This is a genomic window from Rhodanobacter sp. A1T4 (assembly GCF_014207185.1).
GTDB lineage: Bacteria > Pseudomonadota > Gammaproteobacteria > Xanthomonadales > Rhodanobacteraceae > Rhodanobacter.
The window spans coordinates 135,796-152,843 of the sequence record NZ_JACHCP010000004.1 but is presented as its reverse complement, the minus strand read 5'-3'; the positions used below and the strand labels follow the sequence as shown (position 1 = coordinate 152,843).

Genomic DNA, 17,048 nt, shown 5'->3' with positions numbered 1-17,048 from the left:
TAAGGGCATAAAATCAAACCCGGCGTTTTCTGCGATGTGCGCCAGCACACTCTTACATTTGCCTTGTTCCTAATTACGGCCCCGGGTCGGCTTCACATCGGTTGTTGCGCATGTCCGCTTCGTACGGAAAGCCTTTAGACCATGTAGCTCTCCCACCTGATCCATTTTGGATCAAGGTCGTTTGGTGGGCAGCGGCATCGCGGTAAACGCCACCTAACAATACCCGGCTGTCGTCTGCTCAATACAATGTGTTGAAGACAACCGGTCAAGACAATCGAACCAGCAGCACGCAGCGACGCCGGCAAAGCGCGCTTTCGATGGGAGACGCGCGACACGTGGACGCCAACGCCCAACGCCGCGAGCTTCGCCAAAGCCTGGCCGAACGCCGCCGCGCCCTCACACCAGCCGAACGTATCGCCGCCGCGCAAGGCCTGCGCCGCAGCCTCGAGCAGTTGCCCGAATACCTTACCGATGCACGCGTCGCCGGTTACTGGGCGACTCAGGGCGAGCTGCCGCTGAACCTGGTGATTCCACCCCTGGCCAACCGCGGGCAGCAATTCCTTTTGCCCGTCATCAGCAAGGGGCAAAAGCTGAAATTTGCGCCATGGCAATCTGGCGAAGACGTGCAACCGAACCGTTACGGCATTCCCGAGCCGGTCAAGCCCGCCACGCTCTTTGAACCCTATCAGATCGATCTGGTGCTGGTACCCCTGCTTGGCTTCGACCGCCGCGGCCAGCGACTGGGATACGGCGGTGGTTATTACGACCGCAGCTTCGCCTTTCTCAACGAACAGGTGCGCCCGACCGAGCCGCTGCTGGTCGGCATCGCCTACACCTTCCAGGAGCTGCCGCAACTGGAGGAAGCCGACTGGGACGTGCCGCTGGATTTCATCGCTACCGAGCGCGAGCTGATCGACTGCAACGCCCCGGAAGACAACGGAACGAACGCATGACCGCGAAACCCAGATACTGGCTGATGAAGTCCGAGCCGGACACGTTCTCCATCGACGATCTGAAGCGCAAAGGCCAGGAACCATGGGACGGCGTGCGCAACTATCAGGCGCGCAACTTCATGCGCGACGGCATGCGCCCCGGCGACAAGGTGTTTTTCTACCACTCCAACTGCGCCGTGCCCGGCATCGTCGGCCTGGCCGAGGTAGCGACGGATGCCTATCCCGATCCCAGCCAGTTCAATCCGAAGAGCGATTATTTCGATCCGACCAGCAAGCCCGAAGAGCCGCGCTGGATGCTGGTCGAAGTGAAGTTCGTCAAGAAACTCAGCCGTACCATCAGCCTGGACGAGCTGAAGACGATGGATGCGCTGGCTGATATGGCGCTGGTGCGCAAAGGCAATCGGCTGTCGGTGATGCCGGTAAGCGCGTCCGAATGGCGCACGATTGTCGCGCTGGAATGACCTATCGGCACATATCTTATCTTCCGCCAGACGCCATCGTTTGGATGGCCAAATGAAGCTGCCAAAATGAAGCCGCAGGAAATCAACGCATGAGCAACGCCAACGAGAAACGCCAGGCCGGTGAAGCCGCCATACGCTACGTCGAGGACGGCGCCATCATCGGCGTTGGCACCGGCTCCACCGTGGCCTTTTTCATCGACGCGCTGGCCGACCTGCGCGACCGCATCCAGGGCGCGGTTTCGAGTTCCGAGCAGTCCACCGCACATTTGAAGAAGCTCGGCATTCCGGTGCTCGATCTCAACAGCGCCGGCCCGCTGCACATCTACATCGACGGTGCGGACGAATGCGATCCGCACCGTCGCCTGATCAAGGGTGGCGGCGCGGCACTGACACGCGAAAAGATCGTGGCCGCGGCGTCGCAGAAATTTGTCTGCATCATCGACTCCAGCAAGCAGGTCGATCTGCTCGGCAAGTTTCCGGTGCCGATCGAGGTGATCCCGATGGCGCGCAGCCTGATCGGACGGGAGATCGTTAAACGCGGCGGCCAACCGGTATGGCGCGACGGCGTGATCACCGACAACGGTAACTGGATCATCGACGTGCACGGCTGGCAGATTACCGACCCCGCCGCCCTGGAAAGCGATCTCAATCAGCTCGCCGGCATCGTCACCGTCGGTCTTTTCGCGCACCGGCCAGCTGATGTCGTGCTGGTCGGCGATCGCGAAATCTGACCACCGCCGTACTCAAGGGCAATCGCGATGACTATCGGGCTGTGGTGCGTACTGATCGGCATCCTCATGCCACTTCTATGGACTGGCGTGGCCAAATCCATGGGCCGTTACGACCTTCGCGCCAATCAGCATCCACGCGATTTTCTGGCCAAGCTCAGCGGCCCGGCCAGCCGCGCCAACGCGGCACAGCTCAACAGCTTCGAGGCTTTCCCCGCGTTCGCAGCTGCCGTGCTGGTCGCCCAGTACGCACACGCGCCGCAGCACTCGATCGATCTGCTGGCCATTGCCTGGGTCGTGCTGCGTCTGATCTATGGCGCGCTATACATTGCCAACCTTGCTGCATTGCGCAGCCTGGTCTGGTTTAGCGGCATGGCCTGCGTGGTCGGGCTGTTCGTCATCGCGGCCTGAGAGGCAAACGACTCAGTCGAACAGCACGACCTGGCGAATTGCCTCACCACGCTTGAGTCGATCAAAACCGGTGTTGATTTCATCCAGAGTCAGCCGATGCGATAGCAGGCGATCGACCGGTAACCGGCCGTTCCGGTACAGCGCCACATAGCGTGGGATATCCCTGCTCGGCACCGCCGAGCCCATGTAGGAACCCTTGATCGTGCGTTCTTCGGCAGTGAGGCTCACGGCGGGAATGCTCAGCATCCGCTGCGGCGCCGGCAGACCGACCGTCACCGTCGTGCCGCCGCGTCGCGTCGCCGCATAGGCCTGCGCCAGCACCTTCTCGTTGCCGACCGATTCGATCACATGCATGGCACCGCCGCGCGTATGTTCACGGATCGTCGCTACCACATCCTCGCGAGTGGGATCGACGACGACATCGGCGCCCAGCTCGCGGGCGAGCGCCAACTTTTCCGGCACCGGGTCGACGGCGATCAACGGATAGGCCGATGCCGCGCGGGCGCCGAGCAGCGCGGCGAGACCTACTCCGCCCAGCCCGAAGATCGCGACACTCTCGCCAGGCGCGACGCGTGCCGTGTTGATGACGGCACCGACACCGGTCATCACCGCACAACCAAACAGCGCGGCGATTTCGGGCGGCAGATCGTCATCGATACGGACGGCCGAATGTGCCGACGTAACGGTGTACTCGGCGAAGCCCGATACGCCCAGGTGATGTTGCAGTCGCTGCTGGCCACCGTCGTGCCAGCGCATGCCGCCACCGAGCAAACGGCCGCTGGCATTCGCCTGCGCTCCTGGCTCGCACAGCGCCGGACGTCCGGCAGCACAAGGCTCGCAGTGGCCGCACATCGGCACGAAAGAAAACACCACGCGATCGCCCACGGCGAAACCAGCGACATCTGCGCCGAGCTCAACGATTTCACCAGTCGCCTCATGGCCCAGCACCATCGGCATCGGCCGTGGCCGCGAGCCGTCGATCACCGACAGATCCGAGTGACACAGGCCGGCGGCCAGCACACGCACCAGCAGTTCGCCAGCACCCGGTGGCGCCAACTCGACCATCTCGATGGTCAGCGGCTTCGACTGTTCATAGGGGTCGACCAGGCCCATCTCACGCAACACCGCGGCGCGTACCTTCATGACGTCACCCGAAGTTTTTCGAGTGCGATACGCATCATGTCAGGCAGCGGCGTGGGACGTCGTTCGGCACGATTGACGAACACGTGCACAAACCAGCCTTCCGCCGCCGGCGTATCGCGACCGGGCCGAAACAGGCCGATGCCGTAGCGCACGCTGGAGTTGCCCAGATGTTCGACACGCAGGCCAGCCTCGATGGTTTCCGGAAAGGCCAGCTCGCCGAGAAACTTGCAGTGCGATTCCGCGCAGACGCCGATAACGGCGCCGGCGTGGATATCCAGTCCGCCTTCGAGAATCAGATAGGTGTTGATGACCGTATCGAAGTAACTGTAGTACTCGACATTGTTGACGTGACCGTAGATGTCATTGTCCTTCCAGCGCGTGGGCAGTGGCAGGAAATGACGATAGTTGTCGCGTTGGCTCATGCGGTTTCCAGACGGCTATTCGTACGAGTGGTTTGCAGCTGCTTTCAGAGGCTCCCTAGGGAGCGGCGGTGGTCGCGCCATGCGCGCGTGCATTTTCCTTCTCCTGCAGCGCACGCCACTGCACTTTGCCGGTAGCAGTCTTTGGCAGGCTGTCGACGAATTCGATCGTATGCGGGACTTTGTATGCCGCCATGTGTCCGCGCGCCCACGCGATGATGTTGTCGGCATCCGTCTCGACCCCGGCACGCGGCACGACCAGCGCCTTGACGCTCTCGCCGCGATGCGTATCGTGGTAACCGATCACGCACGCTTCCTGCACCGCCGGATGGCCGTATAGCAATGCCTCGACTTCGGCCGGCCAGACTTTATAGCCCGACGCATTGATCATCCGCTTGACGCGATCGACCATGAAAAAATAGCCCTGCTCGTCCTCGAAGGCGAGGTCACCGGTGCGCAGATAGCGCACGCCGTCGACCTCGACAAAGGCGGCTGCGGTAGCGGCAGGATTGTTCCAGTAACCCGTCAATACCTGAGGTCCGTTGACGAGAATTTCGCCGGCATCGCCGCGCGGCACCGGCTTGAGCGTCACCGGATCGACAATGATCGCCCGGGTGTTGGATATCGGCAGTCCCAGGCACTGCGCCTTTGGTGCCTGCGGTGGATTGATGTGCGTGGGAGCCATCGTCTCGGACATGCCATAGCCCTCGATGTACGGAATACCCCAGAGCGATTCGATCCGTTCCGCTACCGCCTTGGGCATCGCCGCCCCACCGCCGCAGAGTACGAACAGCGAGGCCAACTCCTCACCGCGCAGATCCGGCTGATTGAGGAAATCCATCAGCATGGTCGGGATGGCCGTCCAGGCCGTCACCTTGTAGCGCGCAATCAGCAGCGCGGCGCAACGTTTGTCCCAGCGCGTCATGATCACCATCGTGGCACCGAGCCAGATCGGCGTATTCATGCCGTTCTGCATGCCGGTCACGTGGAACATCGGCAAGCAGGCCAGCGCAATACCGTCCTTCGCCAGGCGCACCCATTCGGCGGCGGCGACCGCGGTATGCATCACGCTGGCATGCGTATGGGTGCAGCCCTTCGGCTCGCCGGTGGTACCGGAGGTGTAGGGAATCACGGCGTAATCGTTAGCCCCCGCCGTGTGCACCGATGGAACAAGCTGCACCGCCAGTGCATCGGCCCAGGCCGTCGCACCTTCTACAACCGTGCTCGCCGCCGATAGGGTTTCCGGCACGGGCAGATCCGTCGTCGCCGTGAGGTAGTCGGAGTGCGTGACCGTGATCGCATGTGCGAACACGTTACTGGCAATTAACGGCACGACGTTCGCAGCCAGCACCTGATCGAAAACGATGACCTTCGATCCGCTGTCCTTGACGATGTGCTTCAACTCGTCGTGCAGGTTCATCGGATTGATCGGCACCACCACCGCATCCGCGCGAAGAATCGCGTAATAGGCGATGACGAACTGCGGACTGTTCTGCGCGTAGAGCGCGACGCGATCGCCCTTGGCGACGTGACAACGATGCTGCAGAAAACCGGCCAACGTATCGACCTGACGCTTGAGTTCGGTGTAGCTGATGACGCTGTCGTAATAAATGATCGCCGAGCGCTCGGGATAGCGCGCGGCAGCAACGTCGAGATTGAAGTACAACGATGTCTGCGGCACGGTAAGTTCGTGCGGAAGACCGGGTGGCCAGTAACTGAAATTCATATCGGTGAATCTCCAGTACAGCAGCAGGTTGAGAGCCTGTTCAAAATCTCTCCGTGGCCCACGCCGGGAGCGGTTTGCGCGCAGGCCAAGGAAGAACGAGGAAGTGTACGTCGGTACACGACCGAGTGATGACGCCGGCATGGGTGCAAACCGACCCGGCCCGAAGGGTTGAGCCGTGGTGGTCGTCCGACGGCCACCACGGCTCAACGCGGGCTACGGCGAGATTATGAACAGGCTCTAAGATTAGAAGTGCCCTTCGGTCGCTTCGTAAACGGCATTGCGCAGCGCGAGCAGCCGCGGTCCAAAATCGTGAATCAACTTTTCGCGTGTCATCGTCGACACACGGCCGCTGCAGTTGAACGCCAGCACGCGCGTGCGGTCGGCCGAAACCATCGGCACGCCGATCGCGAACACGTCGGGATTCCAGTCGCCCAGCGAAAAGCAGAAGCCGAAGTTCTCGTAATCGTGACGTGCGCGCACCAGCCCGGCACGGATCGTCGGCCATGCCGCTGGCTCACACTCACGCTCAAGCTCCAGCAGTTTTTTCTCGAACAGTTCCGGCGGCCTCGCGGCCAGATCGGCGCGGCCCAAGGCCGTCGTGCCGTGCGGTACATGCGAGCCAGTCTCCAGCTTCATCTCGAACGTGCGATCGCCCTGGCACACCTCGAGCACGAGCATGCGCAGGCCATCCGCGGCACCGAGCATTACCGCTGACTGCGTGTAGTCGGCCAGTTCGCGCAGCAGTGGGCGTGCCACGCTCAATACATCGTTGCCTTTGACAAAGGCATGGCCCAACGCCAGCACGCCGGTGCCGAGTGCATATTTTTCTTCACGCGTCGAATAGCTGAGATAGCCAAGCGCGGACAGAGTAAAGGCGAGTCGCGAAACCGTCGGCTTTGGTAAACCGGTGCGCCGGGCGATGTCCTGGTTACCGAGATAGCGCTCGCCACGCTCGAAGCAGCGCAAGATCGCAAACGCACGCGACACCGCCGTAACGAACTGCGGGTGGCTGGCGTCTACCGAGCGAAAGGCATCGCTCTTGCGTTTGGGGTTACCCATCCATCACTCCACGGAAGATCGCGCCACGGGCGCACGACTCGCTGGACCATGCGCCAATGTCGGCTGAAAGCCTGATCAAATAGGTTTCGTATCGTGAAACTTGAACGATTCAATCGAGCCGTAGCGTAGGCCTCGTCGGCACGCCAGCGCAAGCCCAATGCAAGCGTTGAGTCATGCAGAAAATTCCTGCTGCAATGCGACAAATTAAGATTCCGTGACACGCTTGCGTTCGGTTTGTGGCGCCGATAGCATCGGTTCGCGCAGCAAAAATAGTATTTCACATAGCAAAACTTCGAACGCTGTTTATCCCCGCGGCACACATCGCCATCGCATGGTTCGTTGCCCGCCAGCCGGCATCTTTGCTGTGCTCGGGCACGCATGAACGCACTAGCGACTTCACCCCATTGTCGAAAGATCAGGAAATCACGCATGCCCGTCACCTCAGCCATCCACGATTTCGTTGCCGTCATCACCTTCAGCAATCCGCCAGTCAACGGCCTTGGCCAGGCTATTCGTCGCGGCCTGATCGATGCGCTGAACGAAGCCCTGGAAAACGATGCGGTGAAAGCCATTGTCGTCACGGGTGGCTCCCAGTACTTCTCAGGCGGGGCCGACATCCGCGAATTCAATACGCCACAAGTGCAGATGGAGCCATCGCTGCACAGCGTGATCAATGCGTACGAAGCCAGCACCAAACCGGTGATCGTGGCAATCAACGGCACGGCGTTGGGTGGCGGCCTGGAGCTGTCGCTTGGTGTGAACTATCGCGTCGCCTCGGCCAATGCGCTGATCGGGCTGCCCGAGGTAAAGCTTGGACTGCTGCCGGGCGCTGGCGGCACGCAGCGCCTGCCGCGTGCCGCAGGTCTGGAGAATGCACTCAACATGATCGTGTCCGGCACGCCGGTGTTGGCAAAGACATTGGCCGATACGCGCCTGTTCGACCGCATCAGCCAGGGCGATGCGCAGGACGATGCCATCGCGCTGGCGCACGAGGTCGTTGCCGCTGGCAAGCCGTTGCCGCACGTGCGTGACTGGAAAATCGATCATCCGAATGCCGAGGGTTTTCTCGGTTTTTCGCGCACAGCCATCGCGGCGGCCTCAGGTCCCTACCCCGCGCCGTTGCGCTGCCTCGATGCGATCGAAGCCGCCGTGCTGAAGCCGTTCGACGAAGGCATGAAGGTCGAACGTGCGGGCTTCATGGCCCTGCTGGAAACGCCCGAGTCGAAAGCATTGCGCCACGCCTTTTTCGCCGAACGTGCGGCCAGCAAGATCGCCGACGTCGGCAGCGACGTGAAGCCGCGCGAGATCAAGCGGGTCGGCGTCATCGGCGCCGGCACCATGGGCGGCGGTATCACGATGAATTTCCTCAATGCCGGCATCCCGGTGACGATTCTGGAAGTAAAGCAGGAATTCCTCGATCGCGGTTTGGCCACCATCCGCAAGAACTACGACAGCAGCGCCAAGAAAGGCCGCATGACCGCGGAACAGGTCGAGCAGCGTATGGGTCTGCTGACGCCGACGCTCGCCTATGCCGATCTTGCCGATGCCGACATGATCATCGAGGCGGTGTTCGAGGAGTACGACGCCAAGAAAGCCGTGTTCGAGCAGCTCGACAAGGTCGCCAAACCCGGCGCGATCCTCGCCAGCAATACCTCCACGCTCGATGTCGACCGTATCGCCAACTTCACCTCGCGTCCGCAGGACGTGCTCGGCACACACTTCTTCAGCCCCGCCAACGTGATGAAGTTGCTCGAAGTGGTGCGCGGCAAGGCCACGGCGAAAGACGTGCTCGCCACCGTGATGGCGCTGGCCAAGAAAATCAAAAAGACCGCCGTGGTCTCCGGCGTATGCGACGGCTTTATCGGCAACCGCATGATCGAACAGTACAGCCGCCAGGCCGGCTTCCTGCTCGACGAGGGCGCGCTGCCGCAGCAGGTCGACAGGGCGATCGAGAAAATCGGCTTCGCCATGGGCCCGTTCCGCATGGGCGACCTCGCCGGCAACGACATCGGCTGGGCCATCCGCAAACGGCGCTATCAGGAAAAGCCCGACATGACCTATTCGAAGACGGCCGATCTGCTGTGTGAGATGGGCCGCTATGGCCAGAAAACCGGCAGCGGCTGGTACGACTACAAGGCGGGCGATCGCACCGCGTATCCGTCGGCCGAGGTCGACGCGATGATCGTCAAGCACTCGGCCGATATCGGCGTCACCCGTCGCAAGATCGATGACAAGGAAATCGTCGAGCGACTGATCTATTCGCTGGTCAACGAGGGCGCGCGCATTCTCGAAGAAGGCATCGCCGCCAAAGCCTCGGACATCGATACCGTGTACCTGGCCGGTTATGGCTTCCCGGTCTGGCGCGGTGGCCCGATGTTCTATGCCGACACGGTTGGCCTGAGCCATGTCATCGCGGCCATGAATCGCTACGCGAAAGGCTATCAGGGCGACGCGTGGAAACCTGCACCTCTTCTTCGGAAACTGGCCGATGCCGGCCAGTCCTTCAACACTTCGGCAAAGCCCGCATGAAAGAAGCACTGATCGTTTCCACCGCGCGCACCGCGCTGGCCAAGAGCTGGAAAGGCGCCCTCAACATGACGCACGGCGCCACCATGGGTGGCCACGTGGTGGCGCACGCCGTCGAGCGCGCCGGTGTCGAACCTGACGCCATCGAAGACGTGCTGATGGGCTGTGCCTATCCCGAGGGAGCCGACGGCGGCAACATCGCGCGGCAGATCGCGCTGCGTGCCGGCCTGCCGGTGAGCGTGCCCGGCGCCACCATCAACCGTTTCTGTTCGTCCGGCCTGCAGTCCATCGCCATGGCCGCGCAGCGCGTTATTGCCGGCGAAGGTGATGTATTTGTGGCCGGCGGTGTGGAAAGCATTTCCTGTGTGCAGAACGTCGCCAACACGCACATGTTCACTGAAGGCTGGCTGCTCGAGCACAAACCGGAAATCTACTGGCCGATGCTGCGCACCGCCGAAACCGTGGCCAAACGCTACGACATTTCGCGTGAGCGGCAGGATCGCTATGGCGCGCAGAGCCAGCAGCGTGCTGCTGCTTCGCAGGCCGCCGGCTTGTTCAACGAGGAAATCGTGCCGATTACCGTGTTGGCCGGCATCGCCGACCGTGCCACCGGCCGACTGTTCACCCGCGAAGTCACCCTGCTCGCGGACGAAGGCATTCGCCCGGATACGACGTATGAAGGTGTGTCGACGATTCGTCCGGCGATTCCCGGCGGCGTGATTTCGGCCGGCAATGCCAGCCAGTTCTCCGACGGTGCATCGGCTGCGGTGATTGCCGATGCCGATTACGCCGCCAGGCATTCGATGAAACCGCTGGGCATTTTCCGCGGCTTCGCGGTGGCGGGCTGCGAGCCGGACGAAATGGGCATCGGTCCGGTTTTCGCCGTACCCAAGCTGCTCAAGCGCGCCGGCCTCACCGTCGACGATATCGACCTGTGGGAACTCAACGAAGCCTTTGCGGTGCAGGTGCTGTATTGCATGGACAAACTCGGCATCGACCCGGCCAAGCTCAACGTCAACGGCGGCGCCATCGCGGTCGGTCATCCCTACGGTGTGAGTGGCGCTCGACTGGTGGGCCACGCGCTGATCGAGGGCCGTCGTCGCGGCGCCAAATATGTGGTGGCCACGATGTGCATCGGCGGTGGCCAGGGCGCGGCCGGCCTGTTCGAGGTACTACCGGCGTGAGCAATGAGCTGTTGATTTCGCGTCGCGATCTGGAGTTTCAACTTTACGAGTGGCTCAATGTTGGTGCGCTGAGCGAGGCGAAGCGCTATGCCGATCACGGGCGCGAAACCTACGACGCAGTGCTCGATGCCTGCGAGCGTCTGGCCATCGAAAAGTTTGCACCGCATTATCAGAAGGCAGACCGCGTCGAGCCGCAGTTCGACGGCGAGCGCGTCACAGTGATCGACGAGATCGGCCCGGCACTGAAAGCCTTTGCCGATGCCGGCCTGCCGGCAGCCACGCAGGACTATGAGCGCGGTGGCATGCAGTTGCCCACGGTGATCGAGAAAGCCGCGTGGTCATACCTGTGTGCGGCGAATATTTCGACCGCCGCCTATCCGCTGCTGTCGCTGGCCAATGCGCGTTTACTGCTGCATCACGGCAATGCCGCGCAGGTCGCTGCGTTCGCCGAACCGCAGCTGCGCGGCGAATGGTTCGGCACCATGTGCCTGTCCGAACCACAGGCTGGCTCCTCGTTGGCCGATGTCACCACGCGTGCCGAGTACGAGGGGGAATCACCATTCGGCGGACAGTACCGCGTCAGCGGCAACAAGATGTGGATTTCCGGCGGCGACCACGAACTCGGCGGCAACATCGTGCACCTGGTGCTGGCACGCGTTGCCGATGCAGACGGCCAGGTTATTCCCGGCGTCAAAGGCCTTTCCCTGCTGCTGGTACCCAAGTACCTCGTCAACGACGATGGCTCGCTCGGCGAACGCAACGACGTGCGCGTGGCCGGCATCAACCACAAGATGGGCTACCGCGGCATCGTCAACACGCTGCTGAATTTTGGCGAAGGCACGGCGTATCAACCGGCCGGCAAAGCGGGCGCGATCGGCTATCTGGTTGGCCCGCTGCACGGCGGCCTGGCCTGCATGTTCCACATGATGAACGAGGCGCGCATCGGTATTGGCCTGGGTGCCACCGCACTGGGCTACACGGCCTATCTGCACTCGCTCGACTACGCACGCAATCGACCGCAGGGTCGCTCGCTCGGATCGCGCAGCAGCAAACAGCAGCCGATCATCGAGCACGCCGACGTGCGCCGCATGCTGCTCGCGCAGAAGTCGTATGCGGAAGGCGCGCTGGGATTGACTCTCTATTGCGCGCTGCTGGTCGATCAGGCTCGCGTGGCAACGGATGAAAGCGAACGCGTGCAGCTCGAACAACTGCTCGAACTGCTCACGCCGATTGCCAAGAGCTGGCCCTCGCAGTGGTGTCTGGCCGGCAACGATCTGGCCATCCAGATTCACGGCGGCTACGGCTACACGCGCGAGTACAAGGTCGAACAGTTCTATCGCGACAACCGTCTCAATCCGATCCACGAAGGCACCCACGGTGTCCAGGCAATGGATCTGCTCGGTCGCAAGGTCACGATGAACGACGGTGCGGCGCTGATGCAGTTCAGCACACGCGTTTCCGCAACCATCGACCATGCCAGCGAACTGGATGGGCTTGCGTCTCACGCGGACGCCCTGCACGCACAGCTGAAGCGGCTACAGCAGGTAACACGCACGCTGTGGTCCGCCGGCGATCCCGTGCTGACGCTCGCCAACGCCAGTGTCTATCTGGAAGCGTTCGGCCACATCGTGATCGCCTGGATCTGGCTGCAGCAGGCCGCTGCCGCGCACGGCAAGGACAGCGATTTTCATCAGGGCAAGCGGCAGGCCGCACGGTATTTCTTCGCGTGGGAACTGCCCAAGGTCACCGCACAATTCGACCTGCTCGCCGCGCTCGATCGCAGCACGCTGGATATGCGCGACAGCTGGTTTTAAAGCCGTCGCACGGACTTTCAAATGCTCTACCTTCAAATGTTTCAACTTCTTATGGAGCTTTCATGGACCTCGATTTCAACGCTGAAGAAAACGCTTTTCGCGACGAGGTGCGCGCGTTTCTGAAAGCGCACCTGCCGAGCGAAATCAGCACGCGCATCGGCCGCGGCGACGACAGCCAGATCGCGCAGGACATTCCACGCTGGCAATCCATTCTGCATAAACACGGCTGGGGTGCACCGGCGTGGCCGGAAGCTTTCGGCGGCACCAACTGGACCACGACGCAGCAATATATTTTCGAGACCGAATGCGCGCTGGCCGATGCACCGCTCCAGCTGCCGTTCGGGCTGAAGATGGTCGCCCCGGTGATGATGCGCTACGGCAACGCCGAGCAACACGCACGTTTTCTTCCGCGCATCCTGTCCGGCGAGGACTGGTGGTGCCAGGGCTATTCCGAGCCTGGCTCCGGCTCCGATCTGGCGTCGCTGAAAACCCGCGCCGTACGCGATGGCGACGACTACATCGTCGACGGCCAGAAAGTGTGGAATACGCTGGGTCAGTTCGCCGACTGGATCTTCTGCCTGGTGCGCACCGACTCCAGTGCCAAATCGCAGCAGGGCATCTCGTTCCTGCTGATCGACATGAAGTCACCCGGCATCAAGGTGCAACCGACCCGCCTGCTGGACGGCACGCATGAGGTCAATGAAATCTGGTTTGACAATGTGCGCGTGCCTGTCGCCAACCGCATCGGTGACGAAAACGATGGCTGGACCTACGCCAAGTTTCTGCTCGGTCACGAGCGCACCAATATCGCCGGCATCGGCGGGTCCAAACGCGAGCTCCAGCGTCTCAAGCAAATGGCCGCCGCGCGTCAGCTTGACAGCAAGCCGCTGCTCGAGGATTCGATGATCGCCTCACGCATCGCCCAGGTGGAAATCGACCTCACCGCACTGGAAATCACCAACTTGCGCGTGATCTTCGACGCCGAACAGAAAAAGGCGCCCGGCCCGCAGGCCTCGATGCTGAAGATTCGCGGCACCGAAATCCGCCAGCGCATCGCAGAGCTGCAGGTCGATGTGCTCGGTGCCGACGCACTCGCCTTCGATGGCCACAGCGACAGCGACGATGTGCCGCGTGCGATGGCCGACTATCTCAACCTGCGCAAGCTCTCGATCTTTGGTGGATCCAACGAGATCCAGCGCAACATCATCGCCCAGATGATTCTCAGGCTACGGGGATAACCAGCATGGACTTCTCATTCAACGACGAGCAGCAGATGCTGCTGGAAACCACCCGCCGCCTGATCGCGAAGGATTACACCTTCGCCCATCGCATGAAGATTCGCGAAGGCGCAGACGGCTGGTCACGCGATACCTGGATGCAGCTGGCCGATCTCGGCCTGCTGGCACTGACCATCCCCGAAGACGATGGCGGCATCGGCGCCGGCGCGATCGGCGCGATGCTGGTCTCCAATGCTGTCGGCGAAGGTCTGCTGCTCGAGCCGTTCCATGCCAGCGCCATCGTAGCCACCCAGGCCATCGTGCAGATCGCCAATGCTCATCAGCGTGCGAAGTGGCTACCCGCGCTGGCCAGCGGCGAAACCATCGCCGTTCTGGCGCATAACGACGCGGGCAAAGGGATTGGCGTCGAAGCTACACCGGATGGCAATGGCTGGAAGCTGACCGGGCACAAGCAGGCGGTGTATCACGGTGACATTGCCGATTTGCTGCTGGTCTCGGCACGCATCAAAGGCAATGATGAAGTGGCGCTATTCGCGTTGCCCGCTGATACGCAGGGCATCACGCGCCACGGCTATCGCACCGTCGATGATCAACGTGCCGCCAACCTCGAACTCAAGGACGTCAGCGCCAGCGTCGATACACGGCTTGGCGGGAATGCCGCGGCCGGCCTGCAGGCTGCAATCGATTTTGGCCTGGCCGCGCTATGCGCCGAAGCGGTTGGTGCGCTCGACCGCATCCTCGCCGCGACCATCGACTACAGCCGTGCACGCAATCAGTTCGGCGTGCCGATCGGCAACTTCCAGGCCTTGCAACACCGCATGGCCGACATGCTGATGTACGCCGAACAAGCACGCTCGATGTCCTATCTCGCCACATCCCGCTGTACCGATGCAGATGCCGACGTTCGACGCGCAGCGCTATCCGCCGCCAAGGTTTCCATCGGCCAGGCCGCTCGCTTCGTCGGCCAGCAGGCCGTACAGATCCACGGCGGCATGGGCATGACCGACGAGCTGGATGTCAGTCACTACTTCAAGCGGCTGACGGCGTTTGAGTTGCGAGGAGGCACGACGGATGTGCATTTGCGGGGATATGCGCGGGGGTTGTCGACCAAGTAAGCGATGGTCCAACTGAGCATCGCATTGCGTGGAGGACTAAAAGGCTAGGATTGTTGGTCCACCTCTTGTGCTCCACTGAACAAAATAAAAACCCGCCGAATGGCGGGCTTTTATTTTTGCTGGGAGACTAGGATTCGATTGGGTCGAAGCCAAATCCCAAGGATCAAAGGCTTACAGAGCTCGACATCTGCGATGTGGGAGCATTTGTGGGAACGTTTCAAGGTCTCCTTCTTTATCGGTGCTTAGCGACGCAGGGATACGATAGGCGCAGCGCAACGATGATACGTTCGGCGTCATCACGGATGCTTATGAGGTAAACCATGCTCACGTATAGGACCGAAGGCGATCGCTTGCGGGTGTGGCAAGCAGCCGTTAGGCCCTGCGTGTACCTCGATCACTGGGCGCTCGACGGACTTGGCAACGATCCTCAACTGGCGGCAACCATGATTGCCGCGCTGCGAACCAGCGGTGGCACATTGTGTTTTTCCGTAATGAATGCGATGGAAGCGTGTAAGCCATCTGATCCGAAGCATGCGCGGCGTATCGATACCTTTCTTGCGGCTGTGATGCCGCAGGTCGCTGTGGTCGAAGTGGCTCGGATGGCCTTGAGTGAAGGGATAGTCGAGTTGAACGAAGGCAAACCACTTGTCTTCGCTATGGGTGAGCCTCCGCTCGATATGGAACAAGCTCTAGCCTTCGCGTCGCTGCTGCTCAAGCCAGACGCCCCCGGTTTGTTCGAAACCGCATGGCTCGGACGGGACCGACTCGCGCCAACATTCATGGATGTTTCCGCGAGCATCGCCGCGCAGTGGAATGCACAACGTCAACAGGATGAATGGCGCGAGCAAGCCCGCGGAGCGTCACTAGGCCGCAACATCGAACGAGCGCGGATTGTCATGGGTGACTTAATGCGGCCGGCAGTCATAGACGTTGCACAGAGCATTCCCGATAACGATGGTGCCGACTGCATGCACGCCCTCGCCCTCCCGTACTGCGATTTCGTGTTGCTCGATCGCACCTGGGCCGCCCGCGCCGAGAGCACGCGGCAACGCTTAGCGAAGCATGGCGTCAAGATCGGAAAGGCGATCTCGCAACACACAGGCGGCGTACCCAAGCTGATCGAGGAATTGCTGGCATGGGGCAAAGATGCCGGCGAAGGTCGATCCGTCTCATGATTTCCCACTCACACCTTCTCACCCCTTATGTCACCCCACAGATGACCCTGAGTTGGGTCTAGCTCGCCGGTGTGGCCTACGCTGATCGTCAGGGTGCCGTTGGTGTCGTAGTACGCGACAAGCCGTTCCTCCTCGACTTTGACCATGAAGTCGAGGAGGCGGGTGGTGATCTGGTAGGTTATTCGGGTTCCATGGGGGATGGATGGATGAACAAGGCACAACAAACTGAAGTCAAAGACGCCCGGTACATGGAGGCTCTTACGCAAGTGGTAGTGGAGGAGTGGGAACGCCTGCAGCCAGCCTTACAGCGACATTACGAGTTGAGAGCGCTGGTGATTAATGGGGTGGATCACCGTCCGGGACTCTTTCTTGAGGAAGCGCTCAAGACGCTGGAGATACTCGGGAAGTTCATCCGCGAACAGCACTCTACGTTCCTTGCGGACAAGCCTCAGCGTCCACTGTTGAAGGAGTGGCAGGACTTAGCTGCCGCTAAGCTCGGGCTGTGTGCGGCCTACTGTAGTGTGACCCTCGATCAGGCAGTCAATGCAGTAGGCCGTGCCGATCCCGAAGTTCAACGCCAGTGGATCAAGAGGTGGGACGACAAATGGGTGCCATTCGTGCAGCAACTCGTTCAACAACTTGCGACGCAAACGACACTGAAGATGCCGAGGGGCGAGGAGCCTAAAGATTCTTGGGTGAGTCTGAAGCTCTTAATCCAAGAATCAGCTAAAACCATCATCGGCATTGTCGTTACAGCCATTGTCGGCCTCATAGTCATCTACTGGCAGCGCTTTAAAACGGTACTGCCCTACCTGACGCACTGGTTACACACGCTCTTTCAGTAATTGTCGAAGTAGCTGGGGGCGCCGGCTGGTGCTCAAAGGCACTCTCAGCGAACTTGGCCCACTCCTGCTCCATCAGTTCCTCCAAGACAGACAAAGGGGACGGAGGTAGTTAAAACCCTCGCCGTCAGCAGCGGAGGTCGACATGGGAGATCGTCAAAGCCTGGCTGATCAGATGCAGACTAGTCTTCAGACTTGGCGAACACCCCATGCGAACCTGTCATGCCTCGCCAAGCCCGTCTCGAGATCCTCGG

The 17,048-nt window shown here is 61.2% G+C and carries 15 protein-coding genes and 1 other RNA gene; 12 read left to right on the top strand and 4 right to left on the bottom strand.

Annotation, left to right across the window (positions count from 1 at the left end; genetic code table 11):
- The first annotated feature begins 23 nt into the window (after window positions 1–23).
- The 5 genes from ssrS to HDE80_RS09340 all read left to right on the top strand — a co-directional run bounded on the left by ssrS (window position 24) and on the right by HDE80_RS09340 (window position 2,553).
- Window positions 24–210: non-coding RNA, 6S RNA (gene ssrS, locus HDE80_RS09360), on the top strand.
- A gap of 125 nt (window positions 211–335) precedes the next feature.
- Entirely contained in the window at window positions 336–953 is a 618-nt protein-coding gene (locus tag HDE80_RS09355) for a 5-formyltetrahydrofolate cyclo-ligase (protein WP_184670218.1), read from the top strand.
- The gene (locus HDE80_RS09350) at window positions 950–1,414 is read left to right on the top strand and encodes an EVE domain-containing protein (protein ID WP_184670216.1); all 465 of its coding nucleotides are present in this window, start codon (window positions 950–952) and stop codon (window positions 1,412–1,414) included. Before HDE80_RS09355 ends, HDE80_RS09350 begins: the two co-directional genes overlap by 4 nt.
- Before the next feature lie 89 nt (window positions 1,415–1,503).
- Window positions 1,504–2,145: a ribose-5-phosphate isomerase RpiA gene (gene rpiA / locus HDE80_RS09345; RefSeq protein WP_184670214.1), complete on the top strand. Its 642-nt coding sequence runs from the start codon at window positions 1,504–1,506 to the stop codon at window positions 2,143–2,145.
- A gap of 27 nt (window positions 2,146–2,172) precedes the next feature.
- The gene (locus tag HDE80_RS09340; protein ID WP_184670212.1) at window positions 2,173–2,553 is read left to right on the top strand and encodes an MAPEG family protein; all 381 of its coding nucleotides are present in this window, start codon (window positions 2,173–2,175) and stop codon (window positions 2,551–2,553) included.
- 12 nt (window positions 2,554–2,565) lie between these two features.
- Here the strand turns inward: HDE80_RS09340 and HDE80_RS09335 are convergent, their stop codons facing one another.
- From HDE80_RS09335 to HDE80_RS09320, 4 genes are all read right to left on the bottom strand, one after another.
- Window positions 2,566–3,696 (bottom strand): zinc-dependent alcohol dehydrogenase family protein, encoded by a 1,131-nt coding sequence (locus HDE80_RS09335; RefSeq protein ID WP_184670210.1) that lies wholly within the window; start codon window positions 3,694–3,696, stop codon window positions 2,566–2,568.
- Window positions 3,693–4,118, bottom strand: coding sequence for a thioesterase family protein (locus HDE80_RS09330; protein ID WP_184670208.1), 426 nt, complete (start codon window positions 4,116–4,118; stop codon window positions 3,693–3,695). The genes HDE80_RS09335 and HDE80_RS09330 overlap by 4 nt, the downstream gene beginning before the upstream one ends.
- Window positions 4,119–4,173: 55 nt before the next feature.
- Window positions 4,174–5,841: a long-chain-fatty-acid--CoA ligase gene (locus HDE80_RS09325; protein WP_184670206.1), complete on the bottom strand. Its 1,668-nt coding sequence runs from the start codon at window positions 5,839–5,841 to the stop codon at window positions 4,174–4,176.
- Window positions 5,842–6,084: 243 nt separating this feature from the next.
- On the bottom strand, window positions 6,085–6,900 hold the full coding sequence (locus HDE80_RS09320) for an IclR family transcriptional regulator (RefSeq protein WP_184600521.1): 816 nt from the start codon (window positions 6,898–6,900) through the stop codon (window positions 6,085–6,087).
- Window positions 6,901–7,329: 429 nt separating this feature from the next.
- On the opposite strand from HDE80_RS09320, the gene HDE80_RS09315 reads away from it, so the two are divergent.
- From HDE80_RS09315 to HDE80_RS09285, 7 genes are all read left to right on the top strand, one after another.
- Window positions 7,330–9,429, top strand: a complete 2,100-nt coding sequence (locus HDE80_RS09315) for a 3-hydroxyacyl-CoA dehydrogenase NAD-binding domain-containing protein (protein ID WP_184670203.1) — start codon at window positions 7,330–7,332, stop codon at window positions 9,427–9,429.
- A complete protein-coding gene (locus HDE80_RS09310; RefSeq protein ID WP_184670201.1) occupies window positions 9,426–10,610 on the top strand; it encodes an acetyl-CoA C-acyltransferase in 1,185 nt (394 codons plus the stop codon). The genes HDE80_RS09315 and HDE80_RS09310 overlap by 4 nt, the downstream gene beginning before the upstream one ends.
- Window positions 10,607–12,424, top strand: a complete 1,818-nt coding sequence (locus HDE80_RS09305) for an acyl-CoA dehydrogenase (protein ID WP_184670199.1) — start codon at window positions 10,607–10,609, stop codon at window positions 12,422–12,424. Before HDE80_RS09310 ends, HDE80_RS09305 begins: the two co-directional genes overlap by 4 nt.
- A gap of 62 nt (window positions 12,425–12,486) precedes the next feature.
- Window positions 12,487–13,662 (top strand): acyl-CoA dehydrogenase family protein, encoded by a 1,176-nt coding sequence (locus HDE80_RS09300; RefSeq protein ID WP_184670198.1) that lies wholly within the window; start codon window positions 12,487–12,489, stop codon window positions 13,660–13,662.
- Window positions 13,663–13,667: 5 nt separating this feature from the next.
- Complete coding sequence (locus tag HDE80_RS09295; RefSeq protein ID WP_184670196.1) at window positions 13,668–14,777, top strand: acyl-CoA dehydrogenase family protein; 1,110 nt, start codon at window positions 13,668–13,670, stop codon at window positions 14,775–14,777.
- A 383-nt stretch (window positions 14,778–15,160) separates the two neighbouring features.
- Window positions 15,161–15,952 carry a hypothetical protein gene (locus tag HDE80_RS09290; protein ID WP_184670194.1) on the top strand — a complete coding sequence of 264 codons (792 nt, stop codon included), beginning with the start codon at window positions 15,161–15,163 and terminating at the stop codon, window positions 15,950–15,952.
- A 71-nt stretch (window positions 15,953–16,023) separates the two neighbouring features.
- Window positions 16,024–16,797 (top strand): hypothetical protein, encoded by a 774-nt coding sequence (locus HDE80_RS09285; protein ID WP_184670192.1) that lies wholly within the window; start codon window positions 16,024–16,026, stop codon window positions 16,795–16,797.
- Window positions 16,798–17,048 lie beyond the last annotated feature (251 nt).